The 13,740-nt window shown below is 63.9% G+C and carries 12 protein-coding genes; 9 read left to right on the forward strand and 3 right to left on the reverse strand.

Going from position 1 to position 13,740, the window contains the following annotated elements; all coding sequences use genetic code 11:
• Positions 1–99: 99 nt before the first annotated feature.
• Together HF885_RS00265 and HF885_RS00270 are read right to left on the reverse strand one after the other, a co-directional pair.
• Positions 100–1,347: a metal-dependent hydrolase family protein gene (locus HF885_RS00265; protein ID WP_170102989.1), complete on the reverse strand. Its 1,248-nt coding sequence runs from the start codon at positions 1,345–1,347 to the stop codon at positions 100–102.
• A gap of 86 nt (positions 1,348–1,433) precedes the next feature.
• Positions 1,434–2,909, reverse strand: a complete 1,476-nt coding sequence (locus HF885_RS00270) for an APC family permease (protein WP_170102990.1) — start codon at positions 2,907–2,909, stop codon at positions 1,434–1,436.
• Positions 2,910–3,381: 472 nt separating this feature from the next.
• Here HF885_RS00270 and HF885_RS00275 point away from each other — a divergent pair, with 472 nt between their 5' ends.
• The 6 genes from HF885_RS00275 to HF885_RS00300 all read left to right on the forward strand — a co-directional run bounded on the left by HF885_RS00275 (position 3,382) and on the right by HF885_RS00300 (position 9,544).
• On the forward strand, positions 3,382–4,764 hold the full coding sequence (locus HF885_RS00275) for a YgeY family selenium metabolism-linked hydrolase (RefSeq protein WP_206109702.1): 1,383 nt from the start codon (positions 3,382–3,384) through the stop codon (positions 4,762–4,764).
• 30 nt (positions 4,765–4,794) lie between these two features.
• Positions 4,795–6,000, forward strand: coding sequence for a knotted carbamoyltransferase YgeW (ygeW, locus tag HF885_RS00280; protein WP_170102991.1), 1,206 nt, complete (start codon positions 4,795–4,797; stop codon positions 5,998–6,000).
• A gap of 152 nt (positions 6,001–6,152) precedes the next feature.
• Complete coding sequence (locus HF885_RS00285; RefSeq protein WP_170102992.1) at positions 6,153–6,800, forward strand: nucleotidyltransferase family protein; 648 nt, start codon at positions 6,153–6,155, stop codon at positions 6,798–6,800.
• Positions 6,801–6,814: 14 nt separating this feature from the next.
• Complete coding sequence (gene hydA / locus HF885_RS00290) at positions 6,815–8,200, forward strand: dihydropyrimidinase (RefSeq protein WP_328804294.1); 1,386 nt, start codon at positions 6,815–6,817, stop codon at positions 8,198–8,200.
• A 153-nt stretch (positions 8,201–8,353) separates the two neighbouring features.
• Entirely contained in the window at positions 8,354–8,731 is a 378-nt protein-coding gene (locus HF885_RS00295; RefSeq protein WP_170102993.1) for a Rid family detoxifying hydrolase, read from the forward strand.
• Between the two features lie 240 nt (positions 8,732–8,971).
• Positions 8,972–9,544 (forward strand): hypothetical protein, encoded by a 573-nt coding sequence (locus HF885_RS00300; RefSeq protein ID WP_170102994.1) that lies wholly within the window; start codon positions 8,972–8,974, stop codon positions 9,542–9,544.
• 71 nt (positions 9,545–9,615) lie between these two features.
• Here HF885_RS00300 and HF885_RS00305 read toward each other — a convergent pair whose 3' ends face one another.
• The gene (locus HF885_RS00305; RefSeq protein ID WP_170102995.1) at positions 9,616–10,191 is read right to left on the reverse strand and encodes a hypothetical protein; all 576 of its coding nucleotides are present in this window, start codon (positions 10,189–10,191) and stop codon (positions 9,616–9,618) included.
• A gap of 932 nt (positions 10,192–11,123) precedes the next feature.
• Between HF885_RS00305 and HF885_RS00310 the strand changes: the two genes are divergently transcribed.
• The 3 genes from HF885_RS00310 (at position 11,124) to HF885_RS00320 (ending at position 13,735) form a co-directional block, all read left to right on the forward strand.
• Positions 11,124–12,560, forward strand: a complete 1,437-nt coding sequence (locus HF885_RS00310; protein WP_206109703.1) for a hypothetical protein — start codon at positions 11,124–11,126, stop codon at positions 12,558–12,560.
• 114 nt (positions 12,561–12,674) lie between these two features.
• A complete protein-coding gene (locus HF885_RS00315) occupies positions 12,675–12,899 on the forward strand; it encodes a hypothetical protein (protein WP_170102997.1) in 225 nt (74 codons plus the stop codon).
• Between the two features lie 20 nt (positions 12,900–12,919).
• Positions 12,920–13,735 carry an SMODS domain-containing nucleotidyltransferase gene (locus tag HF885_RS00320; protein ID WP_170102998.1) on the forward strand — a complete coding sequence of 272 codons (816 nt, stop codon included), beginning with the start codon at positions 12,920–12,922 and terminating at the stop codon, positions 13,733–13,735.
• The last annotated feature ends 5 nt before the right edge of the window (positions 13,736–13,740 follow it).

The raw sequence follows: 13,740 nt of genomic DNA on the forward strand, positions 1-13,740 counted from the left end.
GGAGCCGGCCGCAACTGCGAGGCCGGCTCCCGAAGGCGTTGCCTTGTTGTGCGCGGGGGTCGCGGGCGATGGTGGCCGCGGCCCCTTGCGCGGGTGCGCCTACAGGGCGCCCTTGATCATCTGGTCGCCCTCCTTCATGATGACCTCCATCTTGTCGGGCGTGAGGTCGCGGATGTTGGCCAGCGGGTCGCCGTTAACAACCAGCAGGTCTGCGTACTTGCCCTTCTCGAGGGAGCCAAACTCGTCCTCGTGGTGGACCATCTTGGCGCCGTTAAGCGTCGCGGCCACGATCGCGTCCATCGCGGGGATGTCGCAGTGCTCGACCCACGCGTACACCTCGTCCAGCGTGGTGTAGCCGTACGGCGTGGAGAAGCTGAAGGAGTCCGAGCCCACGGTGAGCGTGACGCCGAGCTTGTACGCGCGGTTGAGGTTGGCGTACGAGCGCGCGATGCCCTTCTCGGCGTTGTCCTTGCCGGGCCACTTGTCGAGCTCCGGCGTCCACTCGGGGGGATACGTCGCGTACCAGCTGGGCAGGAAGCCGACGGTTGGCGTGAAGAACGTGCCCTTCTCGGCCATGAGGTCCATGGTCTTGTCGTCCAGCTCGAAGCCGTGGATCAGCTGCTCGCAGCCAAAGCGCACCGAGTCGTACGCGCCCGAGATGGAGTTGTAGGAGTGCGACCACACGGGGATGCCCACCATCGCGCACTCGTCGCAGACGGCCTTGATCTCCTCGGTGCTCATGAGCTGGGCGCGGCCGGAGTCCCAGCGCCAGATGCCGCCGCCGGTCACCCAGATCTTGATGGCGTCCGGGTTCTCGCGCAGGCGCATGCGGATGGCGTGGCGGAGCTCCCACGGGCCGTCCACCTGGTCGCCCCAGGGGTGGCCGTTCTTGGACATCTCGAACGGCAGCTTGTGGCAGTCGCCGTGGCCGGCGGTGCGGCAGAAGCCCAGGCCGGTCGCGAAGATGCGCGGCCCCTTCATGACGCCCATGTTCACCAGGTCGCGGATGGCGATGCCGTTGCGGCCGATCTCGCACACGGTGGTGAGGCCGTGGGTCACGGCGTCGTACGCCTGCTTCACGGCGCAGGCCTGCTTCTGGGCGACGGTCTCGATGACCCAGTCGTTGTCGTTGTCGGTGAGGTTGCCCGAGAAGTGGATGTGCGTGTCGACGATGCCCGGCATGATGGTGCGGCCAGAGATGTCGCGCACCTCATAGCCCTCGGGAATCTCGGTGGCGGGGCCGGCGTAGGCGATCTTCTTGTCGTCCACTAGCACCAGGCTGTCCTCGACCGGAGACGCGCCCGTACCGTCTACGAGCTTGCCACCCTTGAACGCGATCTTGCCCATAACAATACCTCCAATTCGCACAAGCCTTTGTCTGTTGCGTATCGCTAGTCGCGCCTTGCGCGCGGTATAGCCGTTCTTCTCGGCCGTCAGGCCTTTGCCGTGCTTGGGGACGCATGCGTGTCCGCGGCGGCGTGCTTGTTTCCGTACAGCACCATGATCAGGATGCCAATGAGGACCCACCCGGCGGTGATGGCCCACTCCACGCCGTTAAGGGCGGCGGGGCTGAACGGAAGCACCATCAGGCCGATCACGATGGCACCGGCGGCGATGGCGCAGGCGATTCCGGCCTTGCCGCCGTTGACCTTGTACGGGCGCGGCAGGTCGGGCTCGGTCTTGCGCAGGCGCATGCAGGCGCAGGCCGCCATGGTGCACGCGAAGATGAAGCCGAGCGACGCCACGTTGGTGAGCGGCACGAGCATGTTGCGGCCGAGGAAGGGGCCGACGAGCGTCAGGACGGCCATCACGATGTTGCCGTTTCTTGGGGCGCCGGACTTGGGGTCGATCTTGGCGAAGGACGCCGGGAGCATCTCCTTGCGGCCCATGGCGAGCATCAGGCGGGTCGAGGCGCCAAAGAACGAGTTCATGGGACCCATGGGCCCAAGCGTTGCGATGATGAGCATCGCGACGTAGAAGAAGACGTTGATGCGCTCCAGCACCGCGAGGGCCGGGACGGAGGACTGGACGAACTCGTGCCAGTCGATGATGGTGCCGAACGAGTAGATGCAGATGAGGTAGAACACGCCGGAGGCGAGAAGCGCTATGGCCGGGACGAGGCCGAACTTCTTCCAGTCGAGGTTGTCGGACGCCTCCTCTGCCTGCTGCGGGATGGTGTCGAAGCCCGCGTAGAAGAACGGGGTCATAACGAGTACCGCCACGATGCCGCCCAGAAGCGACGTCGCCTCCGTTGCCGAGCCGCCCGCCGCGTGCGTGGCCCGCGAGAACACGGGAAGCGCGTTGGAGGGCGAGCCCGTGGCGATGGAGATGACCATCGCGAGGACCATGCCGGCGAGAAGCGCCTTCGCGAGGAAGCTTGACAGCTTCGCCGCCGCGCCGGCGCCGCGGAAGTTGAGGAAGATCACCAGCACGGCGAAGCCGAGCGCGATGACGGTGGGCCACAGGTACACGTCGGCGCCCATGATGGTGTACAGCCTCACGGAGCGCAGCCACGCGAGCGCCGGGAACTCCGCGAAGCGGTCCGTGAGCAGCGTGGATATGGCGATGGCCTCCCAGGGGCACAGAGGGGCGTTGCCCAGAAGCAGCATCCAGCCCGTGAGGAAGCCCATCTTGCGGCCAAAGGTGCGGTCCACGTACTCGATGATGCCGCCCGAGATGGGGATCGCCGCGGTGAGCTCGCCAAAGCACATGCCGATGGGCACGAGGAATATCGCGCCTATGGCGAAGGCGATCATGGCCGGGATGGGACCTCCGCCCAGCACCATCCAGTCGCCAACCAGCAGTACCCACCCGGTGCCGATGATGGCGCCGAATCCGATGGTGAAGAAGTTGAAGAGCGTGAGCTCCTTCTTCATCCCGCCGGAGGTGGGGGTGTCGTTGTCTGCCATTCCATCTCCTTCCCGTGGCCGCCTTGCGACCTATGTCCGTGTCCAGATGCGCGCGGTTCGTGCGCGCAGGGAAGATGTTCGTTCTGATGCGCCCGAGGGGAGGGGGACTTCGCGCGCGGGTCGCCGCGAGCGGGCGCCCACCGGCCGCAAGCGGGGTCGCGTCCAGCCCCGTGCGGGTGCATGGCACGCGACAACTGAATCGATTCCATGCATATTTCGAATTGGTTTCCTGCAGATAACATTCGACGCGGTCCCGAGGCGCCCCCGGCAGGTCCCGCTGACGCATACCGCTGGCCTCTTCAAACCAACCGTTTGTAGCAAAAACAAAAAGTTAGGCGTTCTGGCTTGAATCGGCCGCGTGCCGTGGTTTAATGGTCTTGCCAAACAAAAAGTATGGCACGCAGACAAAGCGTCATATCTCCACCGGGGGACGCTCGCCTGCGTGTCCAAAGGCCCGTGCAAGGAGGATCACATGAAGGACCTGGACTTCGACAAGATCAAGGCCGCGGCTAACGCCTACGGCAAGGACATGACGGCGTTCCTGCGCGCCATGATCTCTCACCCCAGCGAGTCCTGCGAGGAGGGCGAGGTCGTCGCCTGCATCAAGGCCGAGATGGAGAAGCTGGGCTTCGACGAGGTCAAGGTGGACGGCCTCGGCAACGTCATGGGCTTCATGGGCGAGGGCGAGAAGATCATCGCCATCGACTCGCACATCGACACCGTGGGCATCGGCAACCGCGACAACTGGGACTTCGACCCGTACGAGGGCTTCGAGGACGACCAGCTCATCGGCGGCCGCGGCGGTTCTGACCAGGAGGGCGGCATGGCGAGCGCCACGTACGCCGCGAAGATGATGAAGGACATGGACCTCATCCCCGAGGGCTACAAGGTCATGGTCGTCGGCACCGTGCAGGAAGAGGACTGCGACGGCATGTGCTGGCAGTACATCTACAACGTCGATGGCATCAAGCCGGAGTTCGTCATCTCCACCGAGCCCACGGACGGCGGCATCTACCGCGGGCACCGCGGCCGCATGGAGATCCGCGTGGACGTGAAGGGCGTCAGCTGCCACGGCTCTGCCCCGGAGCGCGGCGACAACGCGATCTACAAGATGGCCGACATCATAAGCGACGTGCGCGCGCTCAACAACAACGGCGCCGACGAGTCCACCTCCATCAAGGGCCTCGTCAAGATGCTCGACCCCAAGTACAACCCCGAGCACTACGAGGACGCCCGCTTCCTGGGTCGCGGCACCTGCACCGTCAGCCAGATCTTCTACACCAGCCCCTCCCGCTGCGCCGTAGCCGACTCCTGCGCCATCAGCATCGACCGCCGCATGACCGCGGGCGAGACGTACAAGTCCTGCCTGAAGGAGATCGAGGACCTGCCCTCCGTCAAGAAGTACGGCGAGGACGTGAAGGTCTCCATGTACATGTACGACCGTCCCAGCTGGACCGGCGAGGTGTACGAGACCGAGGCCTACTTCCCGACGTGGATCAACAAGGAGACCGCGCCGCACGTGAAGGCTCTGGTCGACGCGCACAAGGCGCTGTTTGGCGACAAGCGCATCGGCTGCCCGAAGTCCATGGACAAGCGCGAGGGTCGTCCCCTGTGCGACAAGTGGACCTTCTCGACCAACTGCGTGTCCATCCAGGGCCGCTACGGCATCCCGTGCGTGGGCTTTGGCCCCGGCGCCGAGTCCCAGGCCCACGCGCCCAACGAGGTCACCTATAAGCAGGACCTGCCCACGTGCGCGGCCCTGTACGTCGCGGCCCTGAACATGTACGACCCCAGTGCCGCCGACGGCAGCGCGACGGAGTTCCGCGCCTCCCTCACGGACAACGACATCAAGTAGCATCACGACACAACAGCAAGGAGTAACGCCATGAGCGAGAAGACCATCAAGCCGTACCTTGAGCAGCTTGCCAAGCTCGACTTCAAGAACATGTACAACAACGACTTCCTGCACACGTGGGACAAGACGACCGACGAGCTGAAGGCCATGTACCTGGTGGCCGACGCCCTCAGGAACCTGCGCGAGCGCAACATCAGCACGCGCATCTTCCAGTCCGGCCTTGCGGTCTCCAACTTCCGCGACAACTCCACGCGCACGCGCTTCTCGTTTGCCTCCGGCACCAACCTGCTGGGCCTGCAGCTGCAGGACCTGGACGAGTCCAAGTCGCAGATCGCCCACGGCGAGACCGTGCGCGAGACCGCCACGATGATCAGCTTCATGGCAGACGTCATCGGCATCCGCGACGACAAGTTCATCGGCGAGGGCGACGCGTACATGAAGGAGGTCGCGGAGTCCGTGGAGCAGTCCTGGCGCGACGGCATCCTGGACCACCGCCCGACCCTGGTGAGCCTGCAGTCCGACTCCGACCACCCCACCCAGTCCTCCGCGGACATGCTGTACCTGATCAACGAGTTTGGCGGGCTCGATAACCTCAAGGGCAAGAAGGTCGCCGTGACCTGGGCGTATAGCCCCTCCTACGGCAAGCCGCTCTCTTGCCCGCAGTCGCTCATCATGCTGCTTACCCGCTTTGGCATGAACGTGACGCTTGCGCACCCCGAGGGCTACGACCTCATGCCCGAGCTCGTGAAGCAGGCCGGCGTGTACGCAAAGGAGTCCGGCGCGACCTTCACCCAGGCCCACACCATGGAGGAGGCCTTCGAGGGCGCCGACATCGTGATCCCCAAGAGCTGGGCGCCGTACGCTGCCATGGAGCAGCGCACCAAGCTGTACGCCGCCGGCGACCAGGAGGGCATCGACAAGCTGGAGAAGGAGCTCCTTGCCCAGAACGCCACGCACAAGGACTGGTGCTGCACCCAGAAGCTGATGGAGACCACCGCCAAGGGCCAGGACACCATCTACATGCACCCGCTGCCCGCCGACATCAACGGCGTGAGCTGCGAGCACGGCGAGGTCGAGAACGAGGTCTTCGACTACCACCGCGACGGCCTGTACATGGAGGCCAGCTACAAGCCCTACGCCGTGGCCGCGATGGTCTTCCTGCAGAAGGCGAAGGACCCCATCGCCACGCTGAAGGCGCTTGAGGACGCGGCGACCCCGCGCTGGAACCAGGCATAGGAACGCAGCCGGCGCAAGCCGGCGTGGCGGCGGGACGCGTGGCCGTATGACGCCAGCGTTCCGCCGCCAACGTGTCACACTGGTGGCACGGGTGCGCCCGCCGCGACGGCGTGGCGGCGCGCACCAACGTGGCGCGAGGGGAGGCGACCGACATGGACCGTGCGCGCGGGGACAACAAGTGCTGCGCGGGCGAGAAGTGCGGCCGCCTTGGCTGCGTGGTCATGGCCAACGGCGAGGCCCGGCGCTTTGGTAGGCAGAAGCTGCTGGAGCCGCTGGGCGGCAAGGCCGTGGTGCTGCACGCGCTGGACGCGCTCTTCTCGCCCGCGCTTGACGTGGTGGTGGTAAGCCGCTGGCCCGAGGTGCGGCGCGTGTGCGCGGAGCACGGCGCGGCCGTGGCAGAGCCCGCGGGACCACAGCAGAGCGACACGGTGCGCGCGGGCGTGCGCGCGCTGGGTCCGCGCGTGGGCTACCTGTTTGCCCAGGGCGACCAGCCGCTGCTTTCTGCCGCGAGCGTGGACGCGCTCGTGCGGGAGTTTGGGGCGCACCCGGGGTGCGTGGCTCGGCTGGCGTGGCACGGCGAGGCGGGAAGCCCCGTGGTGTTTCCCGGCGCGCTGGCGCCGGCGCTGTGTGCGCTTTCCGGCGACGTGGGCGGGGGCGCGCTGCTGCGCCAAGACGCCACGCTCGCGCGCGGCGTGCGGCTGGTAGAGGCGCGGCGTGCCGCGGAGCTTATGGACGTGGACACCCCAAAGGACCTTGCGCGCGTGGCGGGGGAGCTGGGGCGTTCTGCGGAGTGCATGTGAGGGAGGATGGTCTTGTGGCTGCTGTTACGAAGGTGCTGAGGGGCGGAAGCCTGGTGACGCCAGACGGCGTGCTTGCGGGCGACGTGGTGCTTGAGGGCGCGCACATAGCGGCCGTGGTGCCGGGCGGCCTGGACGCGGCGCAGTTGGACGGCTGCGAGGTATTCGACGTGGCCGGGTGCTGGGTGTTTCCGGGCTTTATAGACGCGCACACGCACATGCAGTGCTGGACCGGCATGGACTGGACGGCGGACAGCTTCAAGACGGGCACGCGTGCGGCGGCGTGCGGCGGCACCACCACGATCGTGGACTACGCCACGCAGGACCGCGGCATGACCCTGACGCAGGCGCTGGACGCGTGGCACGAGCGCGCGGACGGCACGTGCACCGCAAACTACGCGTTCCACATGGCGATATCAGACTGGAACGAGCGCACGCGCGGCGAGGTGGACGCGATGCGCGACGCGGGCATCACCTCGTTCAAGACGTACTTTGCCTACGACCACCTGCGCCTGGACGACGCCCAGACCATGGAGGTGCTCGAGGCGATCAAGCCGTTCGACGGCATCCTGTGCGTGCACTGCGAGAACGGCACCCTGGTGAACGAGCTGCAGCGCCGCGTGTTCGCGCGCGGGATCACGGGGCCTGAGGGGCACCCGCTCAGCCGTCCGGCGGAGTGCGAGGCGGAGGCCATAGGGCGCCTGATGTACCTGTCGCAGCTCACGGGCGTGCGCGTGAACGTGGTGCACTGCTCCACGAGGCTCGGGCTGGAGGAGGTAAGGGCCGCCCGCGCTCGCGGCGTGCGAGCGATGCTGGAGACGTGCCCCCAGTACCTGCTGCTGGACGACACCCGCTACCTGGAGCGCGGCGAGGACGGCTTCGCGGGCGCCAAGTACGTGATGAGCCCGCCCCTGCGCAGGCCCACGGACGTGGCGGCGCTGCGCCAGGCCGTGCTTGCCGGCGAGGTGGACCAGATCTCCACGGACCACTGCAGCTTCAACCTGCACGGGCAGAAGGACCGCGGCCGCGCGGACTTCCGCAAGATCCCTAACGGCGGCCCCGGCGTGGAGCACCGCCCTGCGCTGGTGATGACCACGTTCGAGGGCGAGCTGGGCCCCATGGACTTCTGTCGGCTGCTTTCGACCGGGGCGGCGCGGGAGTTTGGCATGTACCCGCGCAAGGGCGCGCTTGCGGCGGGCTCCGACGCGGACGTGTGCGTGTGGGACCCGGCGGCGCGCTGGACCATAGGCGCCGCCAACCAGCACCAGGCCGTGGACTACACGCCGTACGAGGGCTTCAAAGCGCGCGGCCGCGCGCGGCTGGTGTTCGTGAACGGCGAGCTCGTGGCGCGCGACGGCGAGCCCACGGGCGCCATGCCCGGCGCGTACGTGGCGCGCTCGTAGCAGGCGCGCGCCGCGCGCCGGAGCGGGCCGCGAAGGCTGCGTGGGCTGCAACCAGGCACTAAGGCCCTTCTCGGCCGCAAGGTCGTCGGAGGGCAGACATATGGAAGGTGCGTCGCCGCGCGTGGCGCACCGCTATCACTTAAGGAGAAGAACATGAAGAAGGCAATCGTTACCGATAAGGCACCTGCGGCGCTTGGTCCCTACAGCGCGGGCGTCACCTCGAACGGCTCCATCAACGTGAGCGGCCAGCTGGGCATCGACCCCGCTACCGGCAAGCTTGCGGGCGACGACATCCAGAGCCAGACGCGCCAGAGCCTCACGAACCTGAGGAACATTCTGGAGGCGGCCGGCGCCACCATGGCGGACGTTGTGGAGACCACCGTGCTGCTGGCAGACATCAGCGAGTTTGGCGCCATGAACGAGGTGTACGCCGAGTTCTTCGAGGCACCGTATCCCGCGCGTGCTGCGTTCCAGGTGGCGGCGCTTCCCGGCGGCGGCAAGGTCGAGATCAAGGCCGTCGCGAGGGTCTAGCGCGAGGGTCTAGCACGAATCTGGCACGCGAGCTTGGGGCGGCGTCGGCTGTGGCTGGCGCCGCCTTTCGCCTTTTGCGTGCGGTCGCGCCGTCGTTGGAGTGGAGTGCGAGCGCGGAAATCGACACTTAAAGTCGCGGATTCTGACAAATGAGCAGGTAAATCGCTTGTGGATGATGCTGCTATCATGGGTGGGCGGGGACCGTGGCGTCCCCGCGACCGGACCCAAGGGAGGCAGTCCATGGGTGGCATTGCGTTTGAGCAGATGAGGCAGGGCCATTGGCTGATGGCCGCGTGCTGCGTGCTGTACCTTTTGTGGTGGGCGATATTCTTCTGGCCCAAGGTGGGCGGCGGGTCTGCCCACGGGCCGCTTAGGGTCGTGGGCATTGCGGCGATCCTGGGGGCCGTCGTTTGCGGCCTGTTGGGTGCGTCCCGCGTGTGCGGGGGAGCGGCAAGGCTCGTGCCCGCCTGGGCGCCCTGGGGCTTTGCGCTGGGGTCGGCGGCGCTGTACTTCGCGCTGCTTGCGGTGACGCAGCGCGCGTTCCAGCGGCAGCCAACCACGGAGCTCGTGCTCTTCGTGGCGTGGCTCGGCATGGAGGCGTTCTGCGCGCTGGCTCTGGGCCGCGCCGGAGAGGCGGGCGCGGCCACGCTGGTGGCACTTCTCGCCGTGGCGGGCTTTGCCGTGAGCCTTGTGTGCTACGTGCTGTACTACCGGTTGGGCGCGCTGGCCTCGTTCGTGGACGGGTGCGTGCCGCTGGCGCTCATCGGCGTGGTGAGCGCCGTCGTCGCAGGTTGCATCGCCGTGGTGGGATAGGTGGTGGGGTAGGTCCAGCCCGTCGCGCCCGCCATGGCCGCTGGCCGGATGGGCCAGGTCGGCGTCGTGCGCTACGCGAGCTTGGCCATGTCCTCGGGGCTCACGAGCCATTGCTTCAAAGGGCAGGCGTACGCAACGTCATTCTGGTCGAAGATTGCGAGCGACGTCTTGGAAAGCTCTGCCCGATACCAGTTTCCGAAGGAACTCGAGGGGTTGTCGAATACCTCCCTGCGCATGATGCGGGACGTGAGGAGCGGGTTGCCTTCCGCGTACTTGGCATCGAAGAACTCATAGTCGGGTGCTTCACCACGCTTGGTCTTCTCCGAGAGATATCTATCGATCTCGTCGAAGAAGAGCTCATCGTTGTAGAGCACGCCTCGACGGGCGTCAGGCCCAACGGGCGGCTTGCCCCCGGAGGCCCTTCTCATGTAGCGCGTAACGTAGATGCCACCATCATCGAAAAGGATGAGCCGGTCGCACTCTTGGCAGTGCCAAACTTCTGATTTCTCCCCGGGACGGTACTCGAGGCCGAAGAATGCCTGGCTGTCGGCCAGCTCGTCCATGAGCGAGTCTGCTACGAAGTTCCACACGTTCTCGTAGTTGTTTTCGCGAACGTCGTTGCCGCAGAGACATGCTATGTGCGACACTGCGCCCCCTATCGTCGTCGCGGATGTCAGCAGTGCATTCTACCAGCCTCTTTCCCCACCTTGGCGCCCGTAAGAAAATGTCAGCGGACGATGAGCCGATGACACGCGGGGCGAGAAGGACGGGTCAGTAATGCATCTGGGAAAACCCGAACCAGCGCGAGCACATAGACGACGATCCGTTCGAGGGCATCGGCTTCACGCTGGGATGCTCTGCGGCAGTTGGGCAGCAGATGACAGACGCGGCGTGCACGATGATCGCAGGCCCCCTGGCGTGGAGACGCGGTCATCTACGTTGGTGACTACTGGACTGAAGGCTCCTTCGACGACGAGCGCTCGCACAGGCTGTTCACGAAGTTCGACGGCTATCCCTACGAGGACATACTGAAACGTTTTGAGAACGTAACGGGGCACTTTGAGGAGGCCCGGGGCCACAAATACGGTGACTATCTCCATTTCGAGGAGCGGGGCGACGTATTCGACGAGCCGTATACCGGGTCGTTCGACTTGCGCGTAAGGAGCTGGCGTGCTATGCGCACGCCGCAGTCCAAGGGCTTCGGTTCACGGCCAAGCCCAGGATTTGGACTTTCGTCCTCTTTACGGGACGTGAACGGCATGACCATACGGAGGAACAAGGCAACATACCCGCATGGAGGTAGCCAAATCCACTCAAAAGCGTCTGCCGCCTCTCAAGAATCCGCCGGCACCCCGCTCACCAAAATATCTGACATTGGATCTTGATCTTTCTTCTCTATCGAGAGATCATCTCCATAGCAACCCGGATGGGTGCTGGAGATGTGGAATCGGACGATTCCAGGACAATGTGCGCAATAGAGAGATGCGTATGCATTGACTGGAGCCGGGAGACCGGCCCTTCTTTTCTCTCGAGAGGGTCTCCGATCCGCTTCTCGCCGACGGCTAGAGAAGGGATCATCATGACACACGAGTCACCAGTAACAATTCGGCTTAAGCAGTCCTCGGAGCAAACAGTCGGGGTCATCAAGCGCGTGTTTGGGCTGATGCCGGCACGCTTCATCGTCAATGTTATCGATGCATTGGACCTTGAGGCAAACCCGAGGAACTCCCGCCTCGGAAGCGTCACAGACGCAATCGAGGCCTCTATTGCTAATGACGACCTGGACCAGGGCCAGCAGCTCTTCCCATTCAAGACCAAGGGCATTCTTCTCGCCACGTCACAATACGAGCAGCTTGATCGGGGACGCTATAACCTGATCTTTGATGACCGCAGCATCGAAGGAGTGCTGGACGGAGGTCACAACATGCTGGCAATAGGCCTCTACATCCTCAATCAGGCAGAGATAACTGCCGGAAAGACCACGCCAAGGAAGAAGGATGTCAATCTCTGGGCCGACTTCAAGGGGGTCTGGAAGGAAGCTCACCAAGACATCGATAGCTACCTCCAGCGCATCGCTAGCGTAGAGGATCGCGCCAAGCTCGAGCAAGATGGAATCGGAACCCTCAACTTTCTCATTCCTACGGAGATGCTAATCCCCGCCGACCAAAACGACGCGGAATGCCTCGAGACCTTCCGCTCTTCCCTGCTTGAAATCTGCGACGCTCGTAACAATAACGCCCAGCTCACTGTGGGTACCAAGGGTAATAAAGAGGGTCTGTTCGACGCCTTCCGCTCCCTCTTTGAGGAGAAGGAGCCGGAGTTCGCAAAGAACATCAGCTGGAAGACCAACGACGGCGGAACAATCGAAAGCCGTAACCTGATCGCCCTCGCATGGATCCCCCTCTCGCTGACGACTTGGGTGAACGGGGAGGATGCCGTGATGGACCCGCCCAAGACAACGGCAATCTACAGTGGCAAGGGGCAGTGTCTGGACAAATACCTCACCCTCATGCGGAATCCAAGGATCTCCACCGCAAACACGAACGGAACCGAGAAGGAGCTGCACGACCAGCAGGTGCTTAGCGCCTTGAAGGTTGCCGTAGACATACCGCGCGCCTTTGACCTGATCTATCAGAACTTCCCGAAGTACTACAACAAGCCAGGTGGCTCATATGGGAAGATCAGCGCAGTGAAGAGCATGCAGCATAAGTCCGGTGAATACACGACCCCATTCTACGGCCTTGATGCCGAGCAGCCGGTCCCCGATGGCTTTATCTACCCGCTCGTCTACGGCCTTAGGGCTTGCATGGAATACGATCCTGGCAGGAATGAGGTAAGGTGGCGCGTGGATCCGTACAAGTTCATTCAGAGCAAGGACTTTGCCAAGGCAGCCGAAGACTATTGCGGAGTCATCCGACAGTCCGAGTACGACCCCCAGAAGGTCGGCAAGGGTAAATTCAGCTATTCCTCCGCGGAGACTTTCGTTGAGCTGGCCATGGTTCGCTACCACGAGTAGGTAGCCTTCGCCCCGATGCGGCCCCCACAATGGTGTAGTTTCCTTGCCGCGAACTGTAAACATAACGAAGTGTCGAAAACCTGCTGAGCGTTCCGTCGACCCCTACGTTAGCGAATGCAGCAGGGCAGCTTCTTCCCCGACGGGGCCTACGTGGAGGAGGCAGAAGACGGGCGGCAGCGGGTGTACTTCGTGGTGGAGACCAAGGGCAAGCAGCGCGGCGAGAACCGCCCCACCGGGGAGGCGAAGATAAGCTGTGCGGAGGCGCACTTCAAGGCGCTGGAGCTGGGCAGCGACTTCCACTACGAGGTGGAGACGGAGTACCACTACGCAACGGTGTAGAACCGAGAAAGTGAGGCTAGATGGATAAGGTCCATGAGAACAACCATTCCATTCCCCTTGAGACCAGGAGCTTGATTTCCAAGCGCTACAAGAGGATGACAAAGGCTGTCAACGGCGAATTCTGGGACTCATCAAGCGAGACAGCACACTCGCGTTACGTCGGGTCTTATGGCCGTGGGACGGCCATCGACACGAGCGACCTCGACATCCTCATGGAGTTGCCACGAGAGGAATACGAGCGCTATGACGGATACAAGGGAAACGGCCAGTCACGACTCCTCCAGGCTCTGAAGGGGGCCATTCAGTCGACCTGGTCCGGCTCCAACATTCGGGCTGATGGGCAAGTAGTCGTGGTCAATTTCAGCGACGGTATGAGGTTCGAGGTCCTTCCCGCATTCGAGCAAATCGTATCTTGGGACGACGATCCACATTATGTGTATCCGGACACAAACATGGGAGGCAACTGGCTCACGACCAATCCCATTGCAGAGCAGCGAGAAATACGAGCAAAGAATGACCGCACTCGTGGACTCCTCTTCGATACTTGCAAGCATGTCCGCTATGTTCATACGCAGCATTATTCGAGCTACCATCTTTCGGGTATTCTTATTGATAGCTTCGTTTACGAGGCAATAGATGAATGGCGATGGGCTCTGGACGGAGAGCGCGGGTCCGAACCCGGGGCGTTTGAGAAGCACCTTCTTGAGCGTTACAACAGCATGACAGCCAGAGGCTTGGTTCCTCCTTCTCTGCGAGCGCCCGGCAGCGGGCAACAGGTGGATGCAAGGTACGATTACGGGGCGCTCGGCAAGGTCATTCGATATATCGCCGAGTAACGAGG

The organism is Parafannyhessea umbonata (assembly GCF_012844235.1).
In the GTDB taxonomy this organism is placed as follows: domain Bacteria; phylum Actinomycetota; class Coriobacteriia; order Coriobacteriales; family Atopobiaceae; genus Parafannyhessea.

Coding starts and splice junctions, on each gene's coding strand:
- HF885_RS00300 (WP_170102994.1), top strand. CDS start 8,972: ATGGGTGGCATTGCGTTTGAGCAGATGAGGCAGGGCCATTGGCTGATG.
- HF885_RS00275 (WP_206109702.1), top strand. CDS start 3,382: ATGAAGGACCTGGACTTCGACAAGATCAAGGCCGCGGCTAACGCCTAC.
- HF885_RS00265 (WP_170102989.1), bottom strand. CDS start 1,347: ATGGGCAAGATCGCGTTCAAGGGTGGCAAGCTCGTAGACGGTACGGGC.
- HF885_RS00285 (WP_170102992.1), top strand. CDS start 6,153: ATGGACCGTGCGCGCGGGGACAACAAGTGCTGCGCGGGCGAGAAGTGC.
- HF885_RS00295 (WP_170102993.1), top strand. CDS start 8,354: ATGAAGAAGGCAATCGTTACCGATAAGGCACCTGCGGCGCTTGGTCCC.
- HF885_RS00320 (WP_170102998.1), top strand. CDS start 12,920: ATGGATAAGGTCCATGAGAACAACCATTCCATTCCCCTTGAGACCAGG.
- ygeW (WP_170102991.1), top strand. CDS start 4,795: ATGAGCGAGAAGACCATCAAGCCGTACCTTGAGCAGCTTGCCAAGCTC.
- HF885_RS00310 (WP_206109703.1), top strand. CDS start 11,124: ATGACACACGAGTCACCAGTAACAATTCGGCTTAAGCAGTCCTCGGAG.
- HF885_RS00315 (WP_170102997.1), top strand. CDS start 12,675: ATGCAGCAGGGCAGCTTCTTCCCCGACGGGGCCTACGTGGAGGAGGCA.
- HF885_RS00270 (WP_170102990.1), bottom strand. CDS start 2,909: ATGGCAGACAACGACACCCCCACCTCCGGCGGGATGAAGAAGGAGCTC.